19 protein-coding genes are annotated in these 20,566 nt (G+C 44.1%); 10 read left to right on the forward strand and 9 right to left on the reverse strand.

The annotated features are described in order from the left end of the window. Positions 1-67: 67 nt before the first annotated feature. Positions 68-1,399: an ATP-binding protein gene (locus tag ACMQ5W_RS14670; RefSeq protein ID WP_419025812.1), complete on the reverse strand. Its 1,332-nt coding sequence runs from the start codon at positions 1,397-1,399 to the stop codon at positions 68-70. 212 nt (positions 1,400-1,611) lie between these two features. Here ACMQ5W_RS14670 and vanR point away from each other — a divergent pair, with 212 nt between their 5' ends. The 6 genes from vanR (at position 1,612) to ACMQ5W_RS14700 (ending at position 7,882) form a co-directional block, all read left to right on the forward strand. Then, positions 1,612-2,307 (forward strand): VanR-ABDEGLN family response regulator transcription factor, encoded by a 696-nt coding sequence (gene vanR / locus ACMQ5W_RS14675; RefSeq protein WP_148490855.1) that lies wholly within the window; start codon positions 1,612-1,614, stop codon positions 2,305-2,307. A gap of 34 nt (positions 2,308-2,341) precedes the next feature. Next, on the forward strand, positions 2,342-3,388 hold the full coding sequence (gene vanS / locus ACMQ5W_RS14680; RefSeq protein WP_419025866.1) for a vancomycin resistance histidine kinase VanS: 1,047 nt from the start codon (positions 2,342-2,344) through the stop codon (positions 3,386-3,388). Positions 3,389-3,576: 188 nt separating this feature from the next. After that, positions 3,577-4,398 carry a glycopeptide resistance accessory protein VanW gene (vanW, locus tag ACMQ5W_RS14685; protein ID WP_419025813.1) on the forward strand — a complete coding sequence of 274 codons (822 nt, stop codon included), beginning with the start codon at positions 3,577-3,579 and terminating at the stop codon, positions 4,396-4,398. 4 nt (positions 4,399-4,402) lie between these two features. After that, complete coding sequence (gene vanG / locus ACMQ5W_RS14690; protein WP_419025814.1) at positions 4,403-5,449, forward strand: D-alanine--D-serine ligase VanG; 1,047 nt, start codon at positions 4,403-4,405, stop codon at positions 5,447-5,449. Further along, a complete protein-coding gene (locus ACMQ5W_RS14695) occupies positions 5,449-6,204 on the forward strand; it encodes a D-alanyl-D-alanine carboxypeptidase family protein (RefSeq protein WP_419025815.1) in 756 nt (251 codons plus the stop codon). The genes vanG and ACMQ5W_RS14695 overlap by 1 nt, the downstream gene beginning before the upstream one ends. A gap of 274 nt (positions 6,205-6,478) precedes the next feature. Then, entirely contained in the window at positions 6,479-7,882 is a 1,404-nt protein-coding gene (locus ACMQ5W_RS14700; RefSeq protein ID WP_419025816.1) for an NYN domain-containing protein, read from the forward strand. A gap of 35 nt (positions 7,883-7,917) precedes the next feature. Here ACMQ5W_RS14700 and ACMQ5W_RS14705 read toward each other — a convergent pair whose 3' ends face one another. From ACMQ5W_RS14705 to ACMQ5W_RS14720, 4 genes are all read right to left on the reverse strand, one after another. Then, positions 7,918-8,178 (reverse strand): thioredoxin family protein, encoded by a 261-nt coding sequence (locus tag ACMQ5W_RS14705; protein WP_419025817.1) that lies wholly within the window; start codon positions 8,176-8,178, stop codon positions 7,918-7,920. A gap of 71 nt (positions 8,179-8,249) precedes the next feature. Continuing rightward, positions 8,250-9,509: a Sapep family Mn(2+)-dependent dipeptidase gene (locus ACMQ5W_RS14710; protein ID WP_419025818.1), complete on the reverse strand. Its 1,260-nt coding sequence runs from the start codon at positions 9,507-9,509 to the stop codon at positions 8,250-8,252. A gap of 9 nt (positions 9,510-9,518) precedes the next feature. Further along, entirely contained in the window at positions 9,519-10,628 is a 1,110-nt protein-coding gene (locus ACMQ5W_RS14715; RefSeq protein WP_419025819.1) for a DUF917 domain-containing protein, read from the reverse strand. Continuing rightward, positions 10,625-11,911: a cytosine permease gene (locus ACMQ5W_RS14720; RefSeq protein WP_419025820.1), complete on the reverse strand. Its 1,287-nt coding sequence runs from the start codon at positions 11,909-11,911 to the stop codon at positions 10,625-10,627. Before ACMQ5W_RS14720 ends, ACMQ5W_RS14715 begins: the two co-directional genes overlap by 4 nt. 189 nt (positions 11,912-12,100) lie before the next feature. Between ACMQ5W_RS14720 and ACMQ5W_RS14725 the strand changes: the two genes are divergently transcribed. Further along, positions 12,101-13,672 carry a PucR family transcriptional regulator gene (locus ACMQ5W_RS14725; RefSeq protein WP_419025821.1) on the forward strand — a complete coding sequence of 524 codons (1,572 nt, stop codon included), beginning with the start codon at positions 12,101-12,103 and terminating at the stop codon, positions 13,670-13,672. A gap of 54 nt (positions 13,673-13,726) precedes the next feature. On the opposite strand, the gene spoIIR is transcribed toward ACMQ5W_RS14725, so the two are convergent. Continuing rightward, a complete protein-coding gene (gene spoIIR / locus ACMQ5W_RS14730) occupies positions 13,727-14,275 on the reverse strand; it encodes a stage II sporulation protein R (RefSeq protein ID WP_419025822.1) in 549 nt (182 codons plus the stop codon). Positions 14,276-14,393: 118 nt separating this feature from the next. Next, the gene (locus ACMQ5W_RS14735; RefSeq protein WP_419025823.1) at positions 14,394-16,025 is read right to left on the reverse strand and encodes a LysM peptidoglycan-binding domain-containing protein; all 1,632 of its coding nucleotides are present in this window, start codon (positions 16,023-16,025) and stop codon (positions 14,394-14,396) included. Positions 16,026-16,243: 218 nt separating this feature from the next. Here ACMQ5W_RS14735 and ACMQ5W_RS14740 point away from each other — a divergent pair, with 218 nt between their 5' ends. Continuing rightward, a complete protein-coding gene (locus tag ACMQ5W_RS14740; RefSeq protein WP_419025824.1) occupies positions 16,244-16,606 on the forward strand; it encodes a helix-turn-helix domain-containing protein in 363 nt (120 codons plus the stop codon). A gap of 117 nt (positions 16,607-16,723) precedes the next feature. Here ACMQ5W_RS14740 and ACMQ5W_RS14745 read toward each other — a convergent pair whose 3' ends face one another. Continuing rightward, entirely contained in the window at positions 16,724-17,323 is a 600-nt protein-coding gene (locus tag ACMQ5W_RS14745; RefSeq protein ID WP_419025825.1) for a TetR/AcrR family transcriptional regulator, read from the reverse strand. A gap of 113 nt (positions 17,324-17,436) precedes the next feature. Here ACMQ5W_RS14745 and ACMQ5W_RS14750 point away from each other — a divergent pair, with 113 nt between their 5' ends. Further along, positions 17,437-18,621: an alpha/beta fold hydrolase gene (locus tag ACMQ5W_RS14750; protein ID WP_419025826.1), complete on the forward strand. Its 1,185-nt coding sequence runs from the start codon at positions 17,437-17,439 to the stop codon at positions 18,619-18,621. Positions 18,622-18,787: 166 nt separating this feature from the next. Here the strand turns inward: ACMQ5W_RS14750 and ACMQ5W_RS14755 are convergent, their stop codons facing one another. Then, positions 18,788-19,873 carry a hypothetical protein gene (locus ACMQ5W_RS14755; RefSeq protein ID WP_419025827.1) on the reverse strand — a complete coding sequence of 362 codons (1,086 nt, stop codon included), beginning with the start codon at positions 19,871-19,873 and terminating at the stop codon, positions 18,788-18,790. 260 nt (positions 19,874-20,133) lie between these two features. On the opposite strand from ACMQ5W_RS14755, the gene ACMQ5W_RS14760 reads away from it, so the two are divergent. Beyond that, complete coding sequence (locus ACMQ5W_RS14760; RefSeq protein ID WP_148490827.1) at positions 20,134-20,496, forward strand: helix-turn-helix domain-containing protein; 363 nt, start codon at positions 20,134-20,136, stop codon at positions 20,494-20,496. Positions 20,497-20,566 lie beyond the last annotated feature (70 nt).

A 20,566-nucleotide genomic window follows, 5' to 3' on the forward strand; every position in this document is an offset into this window, starting at 1 on the left:
TTGCCTTCTTTAACCAAAATATTTAATAATTGGCCGGTGCGAGAAGTTTTTAATGACAGCGCGGTCTCTATCTCGACGCGAGTTGACTCCCCATTTTCGGAAAGGTAATCCAAAATCTCATCCAGCCGTAATGCCGTCTTTGCTCCCGATTTTTGCTCCCGATTTTTGCTCCCACTTTTTCTAATGGCAGCAAAAGAACTGTCCGATCTGGATTGAAGCGCTCCTCCAATTCAGGGCTGTCAAAGTTTTCATTTTTCCAAACCTTGAAAATATTCGGCACGCCGCTTCCTGCACGTTCTCCTACATTAATCAAATTGAACATCTTGATGATGGTCGCATTCCTTGGATCTGAGTTACCGCCTAACAATGCTGACTCTTTGCTGATGCGCAGGCCCCCTGGATTTTCAATGATAATCCTGTCCTGCATTTTTTTGATGACAATGCCCATGCGGTCGTAATAGCAGGCATGAATTAATGCATTTGCCAGCGCTTCTCGCAGTGCCTTGTGTACTGGCGTATCGTCCACACGATCTGTTCCATTTTCAATTCTAAATGGAACTTTAATATCCTGGACGATTTTGTTATAGACCTTGAAATAAAAGTCAAAAATATTACCAGACCATTCGCCAGAGGTAGATACAATTCGATCCGTCCATCTGGTGGATTCATCCAGCTTTTCCTGATAGTCTAAGAAATAATCAGGAAACACTTTTACGATTTCGAATTCATATCCGAACATCAGCAACCCTGCCGCAGTGGGATAAAGAGTCTTTCTATCTCTTCCTTTGGCGATGCCGCCAATTCGATACAGAAAACTTTTATCGTCCAATTCTTCCCACACATGCCCTGGTTTTTGATGTGCCATACGGTTTCGATAGCGCTTCAAGCATTCGAAATCTAAGGCATCTAAATCCATCTCTTCTAACACCAGCATATCCTGCGATACATCAGACTGATCTCTGAGCATGTTTTTGATTTCGGACTCAGTGCAGTGATAATCCCCATCATGATTTCTTCTGTAAGTACCACTCAAAATATTATTGTTGATATAGATAGGTTTTTGATTCCTATCTGCTCTCGGCACTTTGATGGCAATCCCAATGAGACCGTCCTTTTCAAAGGATGTGACATCCTCATCTTTGATCAAATTCAAGCTCACTTTCTGTGCATTGTGAATCGTGTTCCAAAAATCTTTTTCGATTAAATCTGGCCTGTCTATCCCGGTAATTTGAAAATGACCATCCTCTTGCTCTGTAATCCCCAGTAAAATTACACCGCCAAGAGTGTTTGCAAAGGATGAATAAGTTTCCCACAAACTCTTTGGCAGACCTTTCGCTGCTTTTTTTACTTCTAGTCGATTGCCTTCTCTATATATACTTAAGTCTTCTAAGTTAATCATAACATCTCACCTATTTCAATTAATTTAATCATCATCTACACTTTCAGTATACCACATTTAAGAAGATTCTTTCCAGATATTATCAGACCATTCTCCACAAAGGTTTTCATAGAATGAATGTCAACCACCTCCATATTGTCCAAAACACGCTTTCGTGTTAAAATGTAACAATCATAAGGGATGGGCAGCGCCCACGATAAGGAAGGGGAACCATGAAAGAAAAAATTTTGATTGTAGACGACGAAAAAGAAATAGCTGATCTGATTGAAGTGTATTTGAAAAACGACGGCTATGAAGTATATAAATTTTATGGCGGCAGCGAAGCCCTCGCATGCATCGCTGAAAATGACGTGGATATGGCAGTGTTGGATGTGATGTTACCAGACATCGACGGCTTCAAAATTCTGCAGAGAATCAGGGAGAAATACTTTTTTCCAGTCATCATGCTCACTGCAAAGGTCGAGGATATGGACAAGATCATGGGCCTGACACTAGGTGCCGACGACTATATCACAAAACCTTTTAATCCTTTGGAACTGATGGCTCGTGTCAAGACGCAGCTGCGCCGCTACAAGAATTACAATCAGGTCAATCACAATGAATCGCAAATATACGATATAAGAGGACTCATCATCAGCAAAGACACGCATTCCTGCTCCCTCTACGGTCAGGAATTGAATCTGACGCCCCTGGAGTTCTCCATTCTCTGGTATCTCTGCGACCATAAGGGCAAGGTCGTCTCCTCCGAAGAACTGTTCGAAGAGGTTTGGGGAGAAAAATACCTGGAGAACAGCAACAATACGGTTATGGCGCACATCGGCCGCCTGCGCGAAAAGCTGAAAGAGCCTGCCAAACATCCGAAATTCATCAAAACCGTATGGGGAGTGGGGTACAAAATTGAAGACTGAGAAATCATTATCAAAGCGGCTTTCACGGCAGCTGATGCTGCGCATGATCATCGCTCTAATTATATATACCTTTATCGGAATTGTCGGATACCTTGCCGCAATCCTCCTCTTCGGCCTCTTCACCTGGCAGGCAGAAAATCCTATCTACCAGCTAGCCAATTGGGCACAATTACGGCAGCAGTGGTTTGCACTCCTCTACTTCGGTGTGGGGTACTTTCTGATTATCCGCCATTACTGGAGCCAGCCCTTTCGCTACTTTCAGGAAGTAGTCGATGCGACAAAGTCTGTTGCCAGCCAGGATGACAATCTGGTCACTTTGCCGCCACAGCTTTCGGAGTTGGAAGGTGAACTGAACCAGATCAAAATGACCGCACTCAACAACCAACGGGCTGCGAGAGAAGCGGAACAGAGGAAGAACGATCTGGTCACATACCTGGCTCATGACTTAAAAACACCAATTACATCGGTAATAGGCTATTTGACTTTGCTTCACGATGAGCAGCAGATTTCAGAAGAGATGCGCCAGCGTTATCTCGCCATCGCCTTGGACAAGGCAGAACGGCTGGATGACTTGATCAACGAGTTTTTCGAAATCACCAGATTCAATCTTTCACATATCTCCCTTGAAAAGAAACAGATCAATCTGTCTCTGATGTTGGATCAGCTCCTCTACGAATTTCAGCCGATGCTGAAAGGAAAGCAGCTGGAATGCCAGCTCAACGTCCCGGAGGGGATTATGATGCGCTGTGATCCGGACAAGCTGCAGCGCGTGTTCGATAATCTGCTGCGAAACGCCGTCAACTACAGTTTTGAAAATTCTTCTATCAGAATCACGGCAAAAACTGGCATCAACAACGTCCTGCTGACCTTCGAAAATGATGGCGATACGATATCACAAGAAAAGCTTTCCAGAATCTTTGAACAGTTCTACCGGCTGGATACGTCACGTTCTTCTGGCAGCGGCGGTGCCGGTTTAGGTCTTGCCATCGCGAAAGAAATCGTTGAACTTCACGGCGGAACCATCCGCGCTTTCAGCGAAAATGACATCATTCGCTTCGATGTTTCCCTCCCACTGTCATAGGATAAAAAGGAGTGCATGTGTCCTGCATCAGATCTGCCTTCGTCAGCTTTCCTATGCCATAGGAAAATCGTAAGAATTTACTCAGAAAATAGTCACAATTTCATAGGTCTAATGATAAGAACAAAATCCACGATCTTGGTAAGATATAGACGTACCGAGATCGTGGATTTTTTTAAGGGAGGAATGAAATGGCGAGAAAAAGAATGACTGAAAAGTTTCCCTGGCTTCTGCCAATCAGACAAGGGCAGAGAAAGCTGTTTTTTTACGCAGGGATGTATCTAGATCGAAACAAATATGCGCAGACGCAGAAGAGCAAGCATCTGCCCTATGAAATATTTAAAACCAGTTCATTAATGCTGAACCAAAACAGCGGTTTTGATATGAAATATCAATTCAATAAGGTGCACAACCTGAAACTGGCTGCCAAGAAAATTGACGGGCTGCTGATAAGGCCCGGCGAAGTATTTTCATTTTGTTACGCGACCAGAAAAGCAGATCAGGCCGAACCCTATCGAGACGGTCTCAGCCTGGTCAACGGTGAAATCGCCGGTGAATACGGCGGCGGTCTGTGTCAGTTCAGCAACTTGCTCTACTGGATGTTTCTGCACACGCAATTGACGGTGATCGAACGGCACGGCCATGAAGTCGAAGCCATCCCGCCTGCAGAAGCAGATTATCTGGCTGGCGTAGACGCAACAGTCGCAGAAGGATGGCTGGATCTGAAGGTAAAAAACAATACGGCTCACACCTACCAGATTATCATCGATTTTGATGCCAAAAACATAAATGGAACGATTTTGGCCGATAGTAAAAAATGTTTTGATTACGAAATCTACAACCAAACGCTGCGCTACGTGAGAGAGGGCGATAAAATTATCGAGAAATCTGTGGTCAACCGCAGACGCACTAGCCGTTTTACAGGACAGACAGAGGATGAAAAGCTGTACGACAACACTTGCATGATCGACTATCCGCTGCCTGCCAATATAGAGATTACAGAAGAGGTTTAATCATATGAAAAAGAATGTTTTAGTTTTATTTGGAGGCTGCTCTCCAGAATATCCAATTTCGCTGAAGTCGGCTTACGGCATATTAACGCACATCAACGCAGATAAATATAACGTGCTGCCCATGGGCATCACCAGAGATGGCAGATGGCTGCGTTATCATGGAGATTACGAAGAAATTCTCAATGACACATGGCAGCAAAACCACCGGCAGTGCACACCGGCTTTTCTCTCGCCTGATCGTTCAGTTCACGGTATCGGTGAAGTGAAAGAAAATGGCCTCTCCTTTACCTATGTGGATGCCGTCTTTCCTGTTCTGCACGGGAAAAACGGAGAGGACGGCAGTGTACAGGGATTGGTCGATCTGGCTGGAATCCCGACGATCGGCTGCGGAACCCTTTCCTCCGCCCTCTGCATGGATAAGTACCGCGCCCATCAAATCGTCAGTCTGGCGGGAATAAAAGTACCAAAGGCGGCCTTCTTCAATCACAAGCCAACAGCAGAAGAATTATATGAGGAATCAAAGGCTCTGGCCTATCCGCTCTTTGTAAAACCTCTGCGAGCCGGTTCCTCCTTTGGCATCAGCAAAATCGCCGAAAAAACCCAATTGGTCGAGGCTGTTGATTTGGCATTTCAATATGATAGCGAAATCATCATAGAGGAGAGCATCGAGGGGTTTGAGGTAGGCTGCGCCGTTCTAGGCAATGACCAGCTGACCCTGGGCCGGGTAGACGAAATCGAACTCTCTCATGGCTTTTTCGATTACACAGAGAAATACACGCAGAAGACAGCAAAAATCCACATGCCCGCCCGCATCGATGAAGCCACTGAAGCACGAGTTCGAGAGGCTGCCGCAAAGATTTACAAAGCTTTGGCATGCAGCGGTTTTGCCCGGGTTGATATGTTCCTGACACCGGCAGGGGAAATCGTCTTTAATGAAGTAAACACCATCCCGGGATGTACGGACTGCAGCCGCTTCCCGAGCATGCTGCGCGGAATCGGTATGGATTATGCAACAGTCGTAGAAACATTAATCAGTTTGGAGATATCATAATGAGAACGATTAAATTTTCAAAAGGGGATAAATATAAAGGGAATTTGATTTTGGTCAACGGGCTTTGGCCTCTTCAGGATGAGGAGGCACCGCCCTGTGTGCCGATTTTGGATACATTCCCGCAAGTTCTTCTCCACATCAAGGCCTCCGCCTGCCTGCGTCAGATTCTAAAGACGGTCAATGGGTTAGACCGCATCATCCCGGTCAGCGGTTACCGCCCTCTGTCCGAGCAAGAAGAAATCTATCGGGACTCCCTGGCAGAGAACGGAGCAGAATTTACAGGCAAGTTCGTCGCAAAGCCAGGCTGCAGCGAACATCAAAGCGGCCTGGCCATCGATCTGGGACAGAAGGCTGACTACATCGATTTCCTCTGTCCTGATTTTCCCGACAAAGGTGTCTGTGGCGATTTCCGTCGTCTTGCCTCAAAATACGGCTTTATACAGCGCTACACCGAAGAGAAGGAGGAGATTACCCATATCGCCTGTGAGCCTTGGCATTTCAGATATGTGGGGTATCCGCACTCCGAAATTATGGAAAGCCTGGGACTCTGTCTTGAAGAATATATGGAGTATATCAAACGTTTCTCTACCGACGACAGCCTTTTAAAAGTGCAGTGCGGGAGGCGGCAGATTGAAATTGCTTACGTGCCCGAAGCACAGTCAGAAATCCAGGTAGCAGATGAGGCCATCACTGAGATTTCCGGCAACAACGTCGACGGCTGCATCGTCACTCTTTGGAACCGCTGTCTGTATTGATGATATATTTCAAATCTCTTAAATAGCCCTCTAAATTTAATCCCATAATACGCTCCTAACTTTTACCTTTCTCTTTTATACACAAATTTCACCGTAACTGCAAATTTATATAAGCAATACAGAAATTTAGGTCAATTCACCATATTTTTCACAGAAAAAGAAAGATTATATGTTATACTTATTTTATAGCAATACACTATCACAATAATATATTACATCATTGCTGTAATATTGAGAAGGTAAACTTTTAAAATTATAATATAAGGAGGGAAAGATGAACAGAGATTTGAACGAAGTCAGCAGCTTGCAGAGCCAGAACAGCGAAGCAACAGCGGATATCTATTTTAGAAATACCTATACCATTGTATCCACCGTCGCCTATCTGCTAGGCGTACCAGAGAAGATTTTTCAGAACGAGTTCGGTTCGCCGAGACCAGAGATTTATGAGAGATTAGAAAAAGAAAAAAGTGCTCGCATCATACGCAACCTATGTATGCTGAGAACGGCCATAGAGAGAAATTTTGGATATATCAATGAAAAAATGACCTTTGAATATAAAGGACTCATGTCCATGCCAGAACTGATTCCTATTGATGCAATCACAGAATTGGAAAGAGATCATATCAGCATAGTAAAAACGCATTCAAAGCTCGTACATTATGTCATAGACATCAACCGCCTTATCATGGATAGGATTAACAACTGTAAAGACTTTTTCCCTATGTGGCTCAAATGGCAGTATTTGAGAGAAATCTTCATCATGCCCAATGGTCTGACAGAAGAAGGCACCAAGGATGCTGCTAACGTTTATTACATGAACAAGAATTATTACCCTTATCGCATGTACATGAACTGGCCGCCGTCAGATCAGGGGAATATACTCTACAACGATAAAAAATTTGTAACATTATTATACGAATGGAATTTTGATAAATTTGAGGATTTCAGCAAAGTATCCGATGCTGGCAGTCGTACAAAAGGCAATATCTATCAATTTCTCGAGGACAGCGACCGCACCGTGGTCGTCGTCGACTGTGAAAATTCAGATCCATATAAGTTGTGTGCCGTGTTTAATCATTTGGAATCAGCCATGCTGGAAAAAATCGCCCGCATTGTGCTCTTCGATGATGTACATACCACTGACGCTTGGACGATCTTAGAGCAATATGTTCACGTTCCCATTGAGCACATCGTCATTGAACGCATCAAACAGAACAAGTCTCTAGTGGATATCCGTCTCACCGCCGATGCCTGCAAAGAATTCTACCAAAACAAGACAGATTCCTTCGTCATCGTCTCCAGCGACTCTGATTACTGGGGTTTAATCTCCGCTCTGCCAGACGCCCATTTTCTCGTCATGATTGAACGGGAAAAATGCGGTCCGGACATGAAAACAGCTCTGGCAACGTCAGGTATTTTCTATTGTTTTCTCGATGATTTCTACTCTGGTGACAACCAGGATATCATCGTCAACGCACTGATCAGGGAGACGAGAAAATACCTGGACTTTACCGTAAAGTTCAATGTGCAGGACCTGATGAATCACATCCTGCAAGCTACCAGAGTAACCCTCTCCGACGAAGAGAAGAAACAATTTTTCGATAAATACCTGAAGTCTATGCGGCTTGTCATCGATGACAACGGAGAGGTCCGCGTGGAACTGAATTCCTGGAAATAAAGCTGTGCAATGATAAAAGGAGCCGGAAGGCTCCTTTATTTTAATGCTTCTTCATAAACGGCCTGTACCTTTTCTAAAGTCGGTACTCCTTCGTGCATCTTCTTTCCATCCACATAATAGGTCGGCACGTAATAGTAGTCCAACGTATCAGCTAAAGCGCTTTCCCGCTCTTCATCAGCAATACGCACCTCCACAGCCTTGTATTCCGGATGTGCCTCCTGCAGCTGGTCCATCATTTTCAAGGCCTGCTGGCAATAAGGGCAGCTTTCCAGTATCATCATCAAAACTTTCTTCATGAGAATTTCCTCCTGCGTTGTAATAGATATATGATACCCCGGACAAGCCAAAGTAAACGCTGCCCAGGCCTCTAAGCTCTCTCAATAGCCAATCTGTAGATTTCACGCGCTTTGTAAAGGTCATCAATCAAAATATACTCGTCAGGCTGGTGTTCCGTACATTCCCTGCCTGGGAATACCGGTCCGAAAGCGACGATATTGTCCATGGCTCTGGCATAAGTGCCGCCGCCCATGACCATTGGCTCGCTGTCATCACCTGTGACCTCACGATAAGCCGCCAACAGTCCCTGGATAAACTCGCTGTCCTTGTCCAAGAAGACAGAGCGCTCCCCGCCTGCCACATGGACCGCTACCCCATACGGCTCCGCGCGTTCTCTAATGCGTGTCTCCACTTCTTCTGCCGTAAAACTGATCGGATAACGGATATCCAAAGCCAGGTAGACCCACTCCGCATCCGCTTTGATCACACCAGGATTGATGGTTATTTCTCCGCTCTGTTCATCGGACAGTTTGCAGTTCAGCAAAGAGCCGTCGTAAGTGAGACCGATGGTCTCGTTGTAAAAGTCCGCAAACTTGCCGTGAAGTTCCTTTATCACAAGACCGATAGCGTTTTCACCCAGCCAAGGCATACTGCCATGGGCCGACTTTCCCTCTCTCATCAAAGCGTGCTCCATGCCATCCTCATCTAAATAGACAGCCTCGCATTTACCGGCCACCATGTTGGGTGCTTCACCACCTTCCACTGATACGAGACCGGATTGATCTTTTGGCATCCGCAGTACCAGGTCCAGAATCCCTTTTTCTGCGTAGATCAGTGGGAAGTCAGCGTCAGGCGTAAATCCGAAGTCCGGCAGTTCCTCATGGGTCTTATAATATTCCATGTCCTTCCACTCGCCCGTCTCCTCGGAGCAGCCGAAGATGATCCGCACCCGCTTGCCCAGAGGTTTTCCGCTGTCTGCAAGTTCCTTCATCGCATAGATCGCAGCAATGGCAGGACCTTTATCGTCGATAACTCCTCGCCCATAAATACGATCTCCTTTGATCGTGGTGTCAAAGGGTTCCACCGTCCAGCCAGGGCCGGCCGGCACCACGTCCAGATGCACCAGAATACCCATCAGCTTGTCTCCTTCACCGATTTCGGCATAACCCATGTAGTTTTCACATCTCTTGGTGCGGAAGCCTAATTTACTGCATAGTTCTAAGCAGTATTCCAACGCAAAATGGGGTCCCTTGCCAAAGGGCAGCGGGCCTTCGGGCTGTCCGCTGACACTCTCAATGGAGACAAGGCCTTTCAGATCCTGCAGCATGTTGTCTTCTTTGATATAAGCCATATTTCACCTCTATTTTTTATTAAAAGGGATATACGGAACCTCCAGTCCAAAGTGTTTTGGACCAAAACACGCAAGTCCTGCCTCTGTGGTCCAGATTTCCGGGGCCGGCAGCGCAAAGATGTTCAGTTCCATACCCTCTTCAAAGTTTGGCGTCGTCAGCGGCTTGCCGTCTTTATCTACCATGCAGATCAAATCGGGAACCACCACGTCCACCTCGTCATTCCTATATGATATAATATTTTCGTTTTTAAAGCAAATTTTATACGCTTCGCCTTCGTAATCGTCTTTTCCGTTGAGATAGATTTCCCCATAGTTAAAGCCATCTCTCTGTTCCCAAGGCGTTTTTTCTACATTTCCCTTGAACAAGAATTTACCTTCCATGTTCTCCGTGATGGCTTTCGCTACTTTTTCACCGCTTTTGCCTGCTTCACGTTCTTCCCTCAGAATTTCTCCGATTTTCATCGCATAGCTGATGGCGCCAGGAATGATGGACTCTTTATAGTCTTTTCCTTTCATCGGATGATCCGCCACGCCTACCATGGAATTGCTCACTACAGCGATCGCTCTTGTAATTTCCTCTGCTCTGAAGTCGTCCACTGCGTCTTTCAGGATTACCACATCACCGTAGTCGGTGGCTACAGCCATAGGTGTAATCGGCTTGTTCTTTACAAAATAAGTGGAATGCTGCAATTCCGGCACCGATCTTCCCGCCGGGTCTGCGTCCATCAGCGGCAGCTCCAGCTGGCATGCCGTATGTAAAGCTTCTGCAGTGTTGGAGCCGCCCAGTTCTGTGGAAGATACAGCAAAGAACTTCTCGCCGAAGTGCTCCTCCAAGCTTCTGAAGGCCAATATGGATGCCGGATATCCCAGGTGCGGAAGTCTCTTGTACTTTTCATCCTCTTCTGCATCTAAGGCTGGCGGTGCACCGCAGCCGTAAGGTGTAGCGATGTAAGCGTTGTCCGGCAGCTCGTCCAGATCTGCAAGCCGCAGCTGTCTGCCCTCTTGAAAATCCTGCTCCATCATGGCAAGGCCCTCTTCCAGATTTCCGCCGCCCCCTGTACCTAGAACGGTGCAGCCGTAAAGAATATCGATAATGTTTTGTTTTGTCAATGTTTTCATGATGCTCTCTCCTTATTCAATCTGCCGCCAGTTTCTCTCGACTGAGACGGCACAAATTTTTCAACGATCAGATAAATGACGAAGCCCGATAAAATCCCCAAATACTCGATTTTAAACAGGTAAGCGATTATTGCGCCCAAGGCCCAGGAGGCCACTCCCGTCCAGTTAAATCCTTGAACAGGATGCCAGTTTTCAGCTTTCCCTTTGCCGACGATCCAGTAGTCCGCCATCATGACGCCGCCCACAGGACAGACCAGGAAGGACAAAAAGCTGAGGAAGCCTTCAATATGGTTAAGGATTCCCACGGCACCGAGAACGGTTCCCACCAGTCCTGCGATGATGGTGACTTCCCGTCTTCTGTGGTCAGATACACCAAGAGCCATGACAATATCCAGTCCCGCGCTGTAAGCGTTGGTAGAATTTGTCGTCCAGGTAGACAGGATCAGCGATAACACTCCGAAAACCGGAATCCCCACAGCGATGAGTACCATGCTGATATCATAATTGTCGGCGATTTTGGTCAGCAGTACGCCCAGAACCAGGGTAATGACACCCATAGGGAAAACACCCCAGACGACGGATTTGATGGTATCCTTTCTCGATTTCTGAAATCTGGTGATATCAGCAGCAGTGATGGTACCCACTGCATAGAAGTTAAAGGACAACCCTACTCCGCCCAAGAAACTCATGGTCTGGGTCACCTCTTTACCCATGCCGGACATGCCGTATTCTCTGATTGCCAGGTAGGTGCCCAAAGCCATGACCACGATCAGAAACGGAATGGACACATAGTCCAGTTTTTCCAGAGCACTCATGCCGAATACAGCTGTCAGCAGCATGATGAGTCCCCACAAAATGCTGGATACGACCAGCGGAACCTGGACGCCCACGTACTCACTCATAAAATTAGTAAAGGCCTCCCCGCAGACGCCATTCTGAATGCCAAACCAGCCGATCAGGTTGATGGCAAAAATCAAGCTGACAATGTATCTGCCGCCTTTGTCGCCAAAAGTGGACTTTGTCAGAGTACACGAAGCCATTCCCAGGTCGCAGCCCATCATACCCAGAATGGACATGACCACGACCACGATCACATATCCTAGCGTACCAGAAATAATTGCAGGCCATACGGGCATAGCTTCGGCCAATAATGCGCCCTCGAGAAACGAGGGAACGCAGACACAGATTCCGGCCTGTACGAAAGCCATAGAAATCCAGTTTTTCCGCTCATCTTTTCCTATGGGCGTCAATGCATTCGCTTCTGCATTGTTTTTCTTTTCCATTTTTACCTCCTTCATCACTGCAGCGGTTACTTTTTAAATTTTCTGTATTTTACCACTGTCCCCTTTCTCTTGTCATTCGTCATATCATCAAAATACGACCTTATACTTTGTGCATCTGCACATCGACCTCTTGTTTTCACAGCGGGGCTGTGTTACCATAATAGCAGAAAATCAGAAAAGGAGAAATAGATGAGTGTTACGATCAAAGACTGTCTGCAGCTGCCCTCCCTATCTTTAGGCAGTGTCATTGCAGGCGAAAAAGGAATAGACAGCATTGTCAATACAGTTTCCGTCGTTGAATTCGATACACCAGGAGACAGTTATTCCATCTCTAACGAGCTTCTGTTGTCTGCCCTTTACTCTATCAAAGATGATGTTGATGCACAATGCAGAGCTTTGGAAGAATACAAAAAATGCGGAGAAGTAGGATTGGTTTTGTTCTACGCAGACCGCATTTTGGAGAGAATTGACGATAAATTAATAGAGACGGCGAATAGGCTCAATTTTCCCATTATCGTCCTACCTGGGGCTGATATGGGTCTGCGATACAGCGATGTCATCAGTGAAGTGATGGAGGCGGTTTTTATGGACAAGAAAACCCGGAATTTTTTTGTCGATAACACACTGGAACGGTTGTCCCAGCTCTCACCCTCCAAACGCACCATAAACAGCCCCTTGGCGCTGGCCTCTGACTATGCAAAAGCGTCCTTTTTTCTCTGTGATGGAGAAGATAACCTGATCGGCTGCTCCTACTGGCCGAAGACTAACGCCGTCAGCTTTTCAGAAGTCTTATGTATGTTCAGCGGCAAAGCGGACAAATACACAACCCTAGAGAGAGACGGGCAGCTCTATCGCTATTACAAGCATCCTTTCACCAACAAAGACGGTGCCCGCCTGTTCCTGCTGGCTGTCAGCAAAAACAACCGACTGACTTCCGCCATCATGGAACAAGTTGTGGAAATCATTCAGCTGTTTGCCGCCGTCTGGAATTACAACCTGAATCTGACAGCAAAGGAGTCCTTGATCCCTGCTTTGATTGAAGGTGACCTGGATCTGGCCGAACATATCTGCCAGGATCATCTGATCAGTCTATCCGAATACGATGCCTTTGCCATTTTAAGTCTGAATAAGGACGCTGCAGAAAAGACGAGCAACGAGCGGTTTATTAAAAATCTCCGTGAACGATTCTACGATATTGCCAAAAGCGCCATCATCGATTCTTTTGCCAATTACATCATTTTTCTCTTTTCCTACAGTAACAATCTGGCAAAGGATCATATTCTTCTCGACGAAGTGGTGACGGAAATCAATCGCTTTGAAGCGGTGCAAAATTATGCGCTTTTTTCTAATATCGGGTCGGCATCCCAAGTGCGGCATCTGTATATCAGTTATACGGAACACATCGAGACAGCGATGAAAATCTATCCCCGCAAATCCTTTTTCAACAAAAGCGAAATCGACTTTGCAGGAAAATGCCGGGCTGTTATCAGTTCGCTAGATGGTGAAACAGAAAAATACCTGCAGATGCTCTCACCACTGATTGGTGAAACTGATGAGGAGCTCCTGCTGACCCTGACGACCTATTTTCTAGATGCTGACGCAGAAGTAAAAAAGACGGCGGAACTCCTGTACGTGCACCGAAATACCATTCAGTACAGGCTGGCAAGAATTAAAAATTTGATCAACATGGATTTTGGCAAATTTCCCATGTCCTTCGATATTTATATGGCTGTCGCCCTAGAGCGCGTTCTTGCAATGTAAACAGTAAAAATGGCGGGGAACCTTTTGGTTCCCCGCCGTCATCGTCTCCTCCTTCTAATGGGAGGTTTTCTTTATTTGTTTCTTCATGATTTCTTTTACTTTTGACTTTAAAATGATCTTATCTTTTTTATCTTTCTTTCCCACCAGACATAACTGGGGAAAAATCACACACCACCAGTTGTGGCCGTCACCCCTGCCCAATGTGATTTTCAGAGCCTCGTAATTCCCCGCCGGCAGTGTCAGATCCTCGTAGCTTTTCTGCGGGATAAAGCTCACTTTTAGCTTTGCCCTGGCCGGATAATCGTAGCCGTTCTCTTTGATAATCTTTTCGGAAATCTGTTCAATCTCGTCAATATTGTCATTGATATACTGGCGCGCATCGTCGATGTTCTCCTGCCCGTCCATAAATTCAAGGATTCCATCTCTCACTTTCAATTTCAGCTCCTGATCTTCTTTCGAATCGCTGTTGGCGATGACGTGTAAGCGGATCATCCCCGGATGATCATTTGGTGTATGATTTATGTAATAAGTTCCCGTGGCTGCCACCAGCAGAAAAAAAATGAGCCAAACAATGATTTCTCTCTGTAGTAATGTCACTCTCATAAAAAATTCCTGTCCTTTCTGAAACAAGTATGGACAGGAATTCAGGATATATACATTTTTCACAAAAATTATTTAGTACGAAGTCGGACTAGTTTGTTTTTGCCATCTTACAGGAATGCTACTTGACAATCAGCAGCCGCTGCCCGCATTCCGGCTCATCTTCCAGATTGTTTGCCGTTCTGATATGATCTTCTGTGGTGCGGTAGCGTTTTGCCAGTTCCCACAGAGTTTCACCTTGCTTCATGGTGACGATGACCATCGGATACTCTTTTTCTTTCGGTTTGTCGACAAAATGCGGTTTCTCCAGAAGGACGACTTCGCCTTCGTCATAGGTCTCCACGCCCAGCATGATGGTACAATTGATCTCGATCTGCTTCTCGTTGATCAGTTCCACCCAGGCGGATTTGATGAGAGGCCTGCAGCAGGCTTTCTGGCCTGTAACAGCTTTTTCCATATCTACGGAACCTCTAAAGTCAGGCACGATTCTCGCCGCCTTGAAGCAATCGTCCTGATCCTTCCATAAGGCACAGCAGGAAGCGGCTCCTGTCACGATGACCTTGCCTCTTTCGCAGACACATTCGCAATCCAAAATTTTGGCGTTACAGTAAACAGCTTCTGACGCCTTTGCTCCTTCTGGCAAGTTGACAATCTCTCTGATGGAAGCCTCCGACATGGCCGCATCGGAGATGTTGGAAACCTTCTTTGTTGAAAACTCGTAGGCAAAGTTCTTTTCTCGGTGATAGGCGTCGATAATCATATCTCTGCGTCTGCTCTCATAGAGTTCTACCCGGGTCTGCACGTCTCCTTTGATACGGAAGTGTATTTCATCAGGGTTCTCTTCATCGTGTTCGATGACCACCGCCAAATCTTTGCTGTTAAAAAAGGTCTTTACAGAATTCCAGTTTTTACCCCTATGCTCTTTCTCAATAGGCACGAACTGGGTGAACTCAATTCTCTGATTATGTTGGCAGATAACGGACCGCGGTTCTTCTTCCGATGGATCTGCCGCAGAATACAAGAGGCTGCAGAATACAAAGCCATTGATGACCACCTTTTCGGTCGTCACCTGACGATAGTTTTCTGTAATCATAAAATCCTGTTTTAATATGTATTCCGGTTTGGAATTGGTGTCTTTCCCCTTAAAGGTTTCGTCAATGGAAACTTCGTCTTTCTTGATCAGCTCCAGACAGGTCAGAGAGGTCTCCGCCCTTTTCATTTCCAGCTGTTCATCTCTCAGTCCATCAAAAAACTGAAATTCCCTCTCGCAGAACAGCTGTCCGGAAAATTCTAAGGTGATCTTGACGCGGAATTTCCGCTCGTTGATAATCATGTATTCCAGAGCTTTTACCCTGCAGGCAAACACACCTTCTGCCTGATCCAGCGGGTTGAGACTCCACTGATATTTATACGGCACCTTTGATGTAATCGCTACCGGCTCCTTGTCATCAGATTCTGAATCATAGATGGTCTGAATGGTAATCGCTCCTGTAATATTGAGCAAGTCATCTGTCTTGGGAGATACTTTTTTCTCTGCTGGCATGATATCGCACGCTGCATCCATCAAAAGTATTTCCCTCATATCCGGTTTCGTGTCCGGCACCAGTATATCCTCTTCAAACTGGTAGCTTACGGTCTGTTCCTCCGCCGGATAAACAATTTTCTCTGTATTGTAAATAGCTTCTGCCTCGATGGTCTTGGGTGCTCTGGCTGGCTGCAGGGCGTACTCAGGTATATCGTTCTCGTATGTCATGGCTCTTCTCCCTTCAAAGTTGTTCCTGTTAAAAGGTATGCACAAAGAAGTATGAATAGAACAATCGAGGTGAGATTAATGAAAAACTATTGTTCGAAAAATATTCTTGAATCGAAAACCCAAATAGCTGCGTATTTTCGATTTAAAAACTCATTTATGATACATTGTTTTATTATGTAGTAAATATCAATGAATTCGACATTTCGGGAGGTGATTTTATGTTTGATTTTGGTCAGCGCCTGAGGGAACTCCGTGAGCAGCGCCATCTTTCCCAAGAAGCCATGGGCAAAATTGTCGGCCGCAGCAAACCAGTCATCAGCAGTTATGAAAACAATTTAAAAGAGCCACCATTGGAAGTCTTAAAAAATATAGCAGGGTTTTATAATGTATCTCTGGACTACCTGGTAGGTTTCGAGAAAAAAGAGATGGTATCTGTAGAAGGTCTGACAGAATCGCAGAAAGAGATCATTCATTCGCTGGTATTTGAATTCCACGACCCAAAACAGGCCGCTGTCGGTTTTAGTGAAAGGCAACAGGCAATTATGAGTGAGTTGATGAAAGAGTTTTCGAAGAAGAAGTAAGGCGACAAGGTGCGGGAATCAGCGGAGCCAGTGCCTTTTGTATTATCTATATTTCAATAAAAATAGGTTTGCATTTCTGTTATTTTAAGTCAGTTTTGCAAACCTATTTTATATAATTTATCTGTAAGTATTATTCAAAAAATCTATACAACCTTCAGGAACACCCAGCTCACTTTCAAGTATAGAAACGAGAACAGTTAGCTTTCGCTCTATTTGCTCTGGTGTCCATGTAAAAATACCAGGGTCTAATAGAAAGCAAAAAATAGAAAGAATTGTTTCACTTAATTCGAGCGGATAAGCACAATGGAATACTTTTTCTTCATTCCCTTGCTCTATGATCTGTGCAACAATTGGTGAAAGACTGGTTAGTATTTTAGCCAAAGATTTTTGGTGTATACCTGCATTCTGTGGCTTATGGAGATATGCGTCTAAATCACAAGATATGATAGAACTTCGGTAATGAATATATAAGTGCTTTAATTTTTCAATAGCATTTTTTCCAGTAGCCGAGGCAATTTTTTGACAATCATCAATGATAGTCTGATAAGTTCGTTCTACTAAGGCGTCAAAGACTTCTTCTTTTGACTTAAAATAATAGTACATTCCTCCCTTTGCTATTCCAGCTTTTTTTGCTATATCACTGACGGAACAGCTTTCTCCTTTCTTTTCCGACAGTAATTTCAACATAGTATCCAATATTAGGTCTTTCTTTTCCATAAAATCACCACCTTTTGTAGAAATTATATCACAATTCAATGCACTTGAACAACGGTCAATTTTGTGTTATGATAATGTTGAACATTGGTCAAAAAAATAAAGGAGCGGTAAAAATGGTAGAAGTAATTATCTTTTTAGGGTTGTTAGTCTGTATGTTTATCCTCATAGTGACAGAGATTATATGGGGAATTAGTTGGTTATTAAAGAAACGGAAAAAAACTTTATCTTCAAAAAGTCAGGTGCGTTTAAAAAGAAACACCATTTTGCTAACAGTGACAATTATATTAACGGGAGGTCTTATGGCATATAGTCAAATAACAGCAAGTACACCCGAAATCAAAGATGAAAATGGAAAAGTAATGGAAAACAGCATCGCTAAATTAGAAAGAGTTGATTTAAACGACAGAAGTGAGTGGATAAGTATTCGTGGACAAAACAAAAAAAATCCAGTTCTTCTTTTTTTGGCAGGTGGTCCGGGTGGTTCACAAATGGCGGCAGTTAGGCATGAACTTTCAGAATTGGAGAAGCATTTTGTAGTCGTTGTATGGGAGCAGCCCGGTTCTGGTAAATCATATTCTGTTGGAAACGAAAACTTAACTGTAAATACCTATGTTGAAGATGGATTAGCTTTAACAGAATATCTGCGCAACCAATTCAATCATGAGAAGATATATCTTGTAGGTGAATCTTGGGGAAGTGCTCTGGCAGTATTTCTTGCATCAAAATCACCGAACTATTACCATGCTGTAATCGGAACAGGACAAATGGTTGATTTTATAGAAACCGAAAACTTAGACTATGACAAAGCTATTGAAATTGCAACAGAAAAAGGTGATAAAGATAAAATTAATAAACTAAAGGAGAATGGTCGTCCTCCCTATCATGGTTCTGATGTTACATGGAAAAGTGCTGAACATTTAAACTATTTATCTTCGTATATGAGTAGCAATCCTAAAATTCAAAATAGGGGTTATAATACATTTCGTGATATATTTTCATCTGAATATAGCATAATTGATAAAATTAATTATTTACGAGGTATTGTTACTACATTTAATCATGTATATCCGCAGCTATATGATATAGATTTACGCACAGATTATTCAAAAATCAATGTACCGATTTATTTTTTTCTTGGCAGACATGATATCAATGCCCCCACTTCCTTAGTAGAAGATTATTTGAATGTTTTAGAAGCTCCTCATAAAGAAATTATATGGTTTGAAAATTCTGGTCATAGCCCTTGGATAAATGAAAGCGATAGATTTATCAAGGAATTAATATCTATTTCAAAATAAAAGTATTCTTAACTGATTTCAGTTTTTTTGAAGAAAACCGTAGATTATGTGTTACTAATAAGGGAATTACATATAATCTACGGTTTTGGTTTTGTATATTTATCATATGGTTATAATTATAGCGTCATATCAAAGCTCTTTCGTAAATGGTAAATCAGTAGCAAATTTAACTTAACTTTAAAAGGAAGTATTCCCTTTTATCTTCCCAGTAATCTCCTGCCATGAGGATTGCGCTGTTCTTCCCGGCAGAAAAGCTATTGCTAAGGGGAAGCTTGTACTGCTGTTCCTCTGGCAGTTCTAATTTCTCAACTGTAATCTGATCGCCATCAACGATGGCATAATACTGGTTCTTGTTCTCATCCTCAATCAAGAAATAATCTCCGATCGTCGTCATCCATGGATCTTTCAGCTGGATATCGCGGTCGATGGCCTCGCCATTTTTCAGGTTTATAGCCGTAAGATTTTCCTCCGATCCATTTTGCCAACACAAAAGATACTCATCATTTACATCGTACCTTATGTGACCATCATTCCCATCAAACTTTTGCTCCCACAGGATCTTGTTCCCATCAGTTGCAAAATATTTCACGCTCTTGTCGTTCCATATCCAGATATAACAGATGCCGTCCGCCACTTTCATCAATTCCATTTCGTCTATATCGTCGTATTCAGCAACTGTGACGGTTTTACCATCTTCTAATTTTCGTACACCGCAGTGGTAGCCGTCGCTCCAATCTTCATAAGTATAATAAATTACACCATCTTCAACAATCATGGATTTTTGAGAGTTCATTTCTTCTTCTCCCTGGTCGATTACCGTCTTCTTATCGCCTTCCTGATAAATAACCTGCCAATGATAAGGATACTGATTGCTCTGATCTACCCAATAGCAGGAGTACAGAAGTCCATCTTTGTATGGGACCGCCACTCTACCATAGACATCTTTGTCCATCACATACTCTTTGTCGACGCTTTCGTCAGCAATGTCATATATGACGAACCGGTCTGCCGACGTTCCTACCACAAATTCATCCGCATGCTCTCCCCCTATCCGAAAAATCATCTTCTTGCTGTCACTGTAGGATAATACTTCCTGTTCCTCTCGTTCAGCGTCCAGCTTCAAATTCACATTGATCTTGCTGACTTCAAACTCCGGCGCCTTCACCTGCTCGTCTGAAGAAGTTTTCCCGCACCCGGTCATAAGGGCAGCTGCCAGCACCAGGACCATCACCGCAGCACAATACTTTTTCATTTTTCTCTCCTCTCTGCATCACTGTTCATTACAGTCATAACGCTCTCTGTTAAATACCGATTATCATCACACGCTGCGCGCTGCATTTTTGCCAAAATTATAATTCTGGTTTCAATCTATCAGAAAAAGTATCAATTTTTTAGATTTCCTCATACAATGTTTCCATATCGAAAACTTAATTCAATACATATTCGCACTTTAGGAACATCGTTGTAGTACATTGTTTCCTATATGGGAACTATATTTAAGGAGGTGATTCTATGTTCGATTTTGGACAACGCCTGAGAGAACTCCGTCTGCAGCGCCACCTTTCTCAAGAAGCCATGGGTAAAAAAATTGGACGCAGCAAACCGGTTATCAGCAGCTACGAAAATAATTTAAAGCTGCCAACTTTGGATGTCTTAATAGACATTGCGGCACTGTACAACGTTTCTCTAGACTATCTCGTCGGCTTCGAAAAGAAAGAGATGGTTTCTGTCGAGGGCCTTACAGAATCACAAAAAGGAATTATTCACACACTTTTAGTTGAATTCTATGATCCAAAGCAAGCTGCCGCCGGATTCAGTGAAAGACAGCAGACCATCGTGAGCGCGTTAATGAAAGAATTCTCAAAGAAGAAGTGAAAAAACTAGTAAAAAGCGTGAAGAGAGAATTCTATTTTTCCTTTGCGCTTTTTGTGTAGTGGCGGTCAAA

The sequence above is a fragment of the Emergencia sp. genome (assembly GCF_048465375.1).
Taxonomy (GTDB): Bacteria; Bacillota; Clostridia; order Peptostreptococcales; family Anaerovoracaceae; genus Senimuribacter.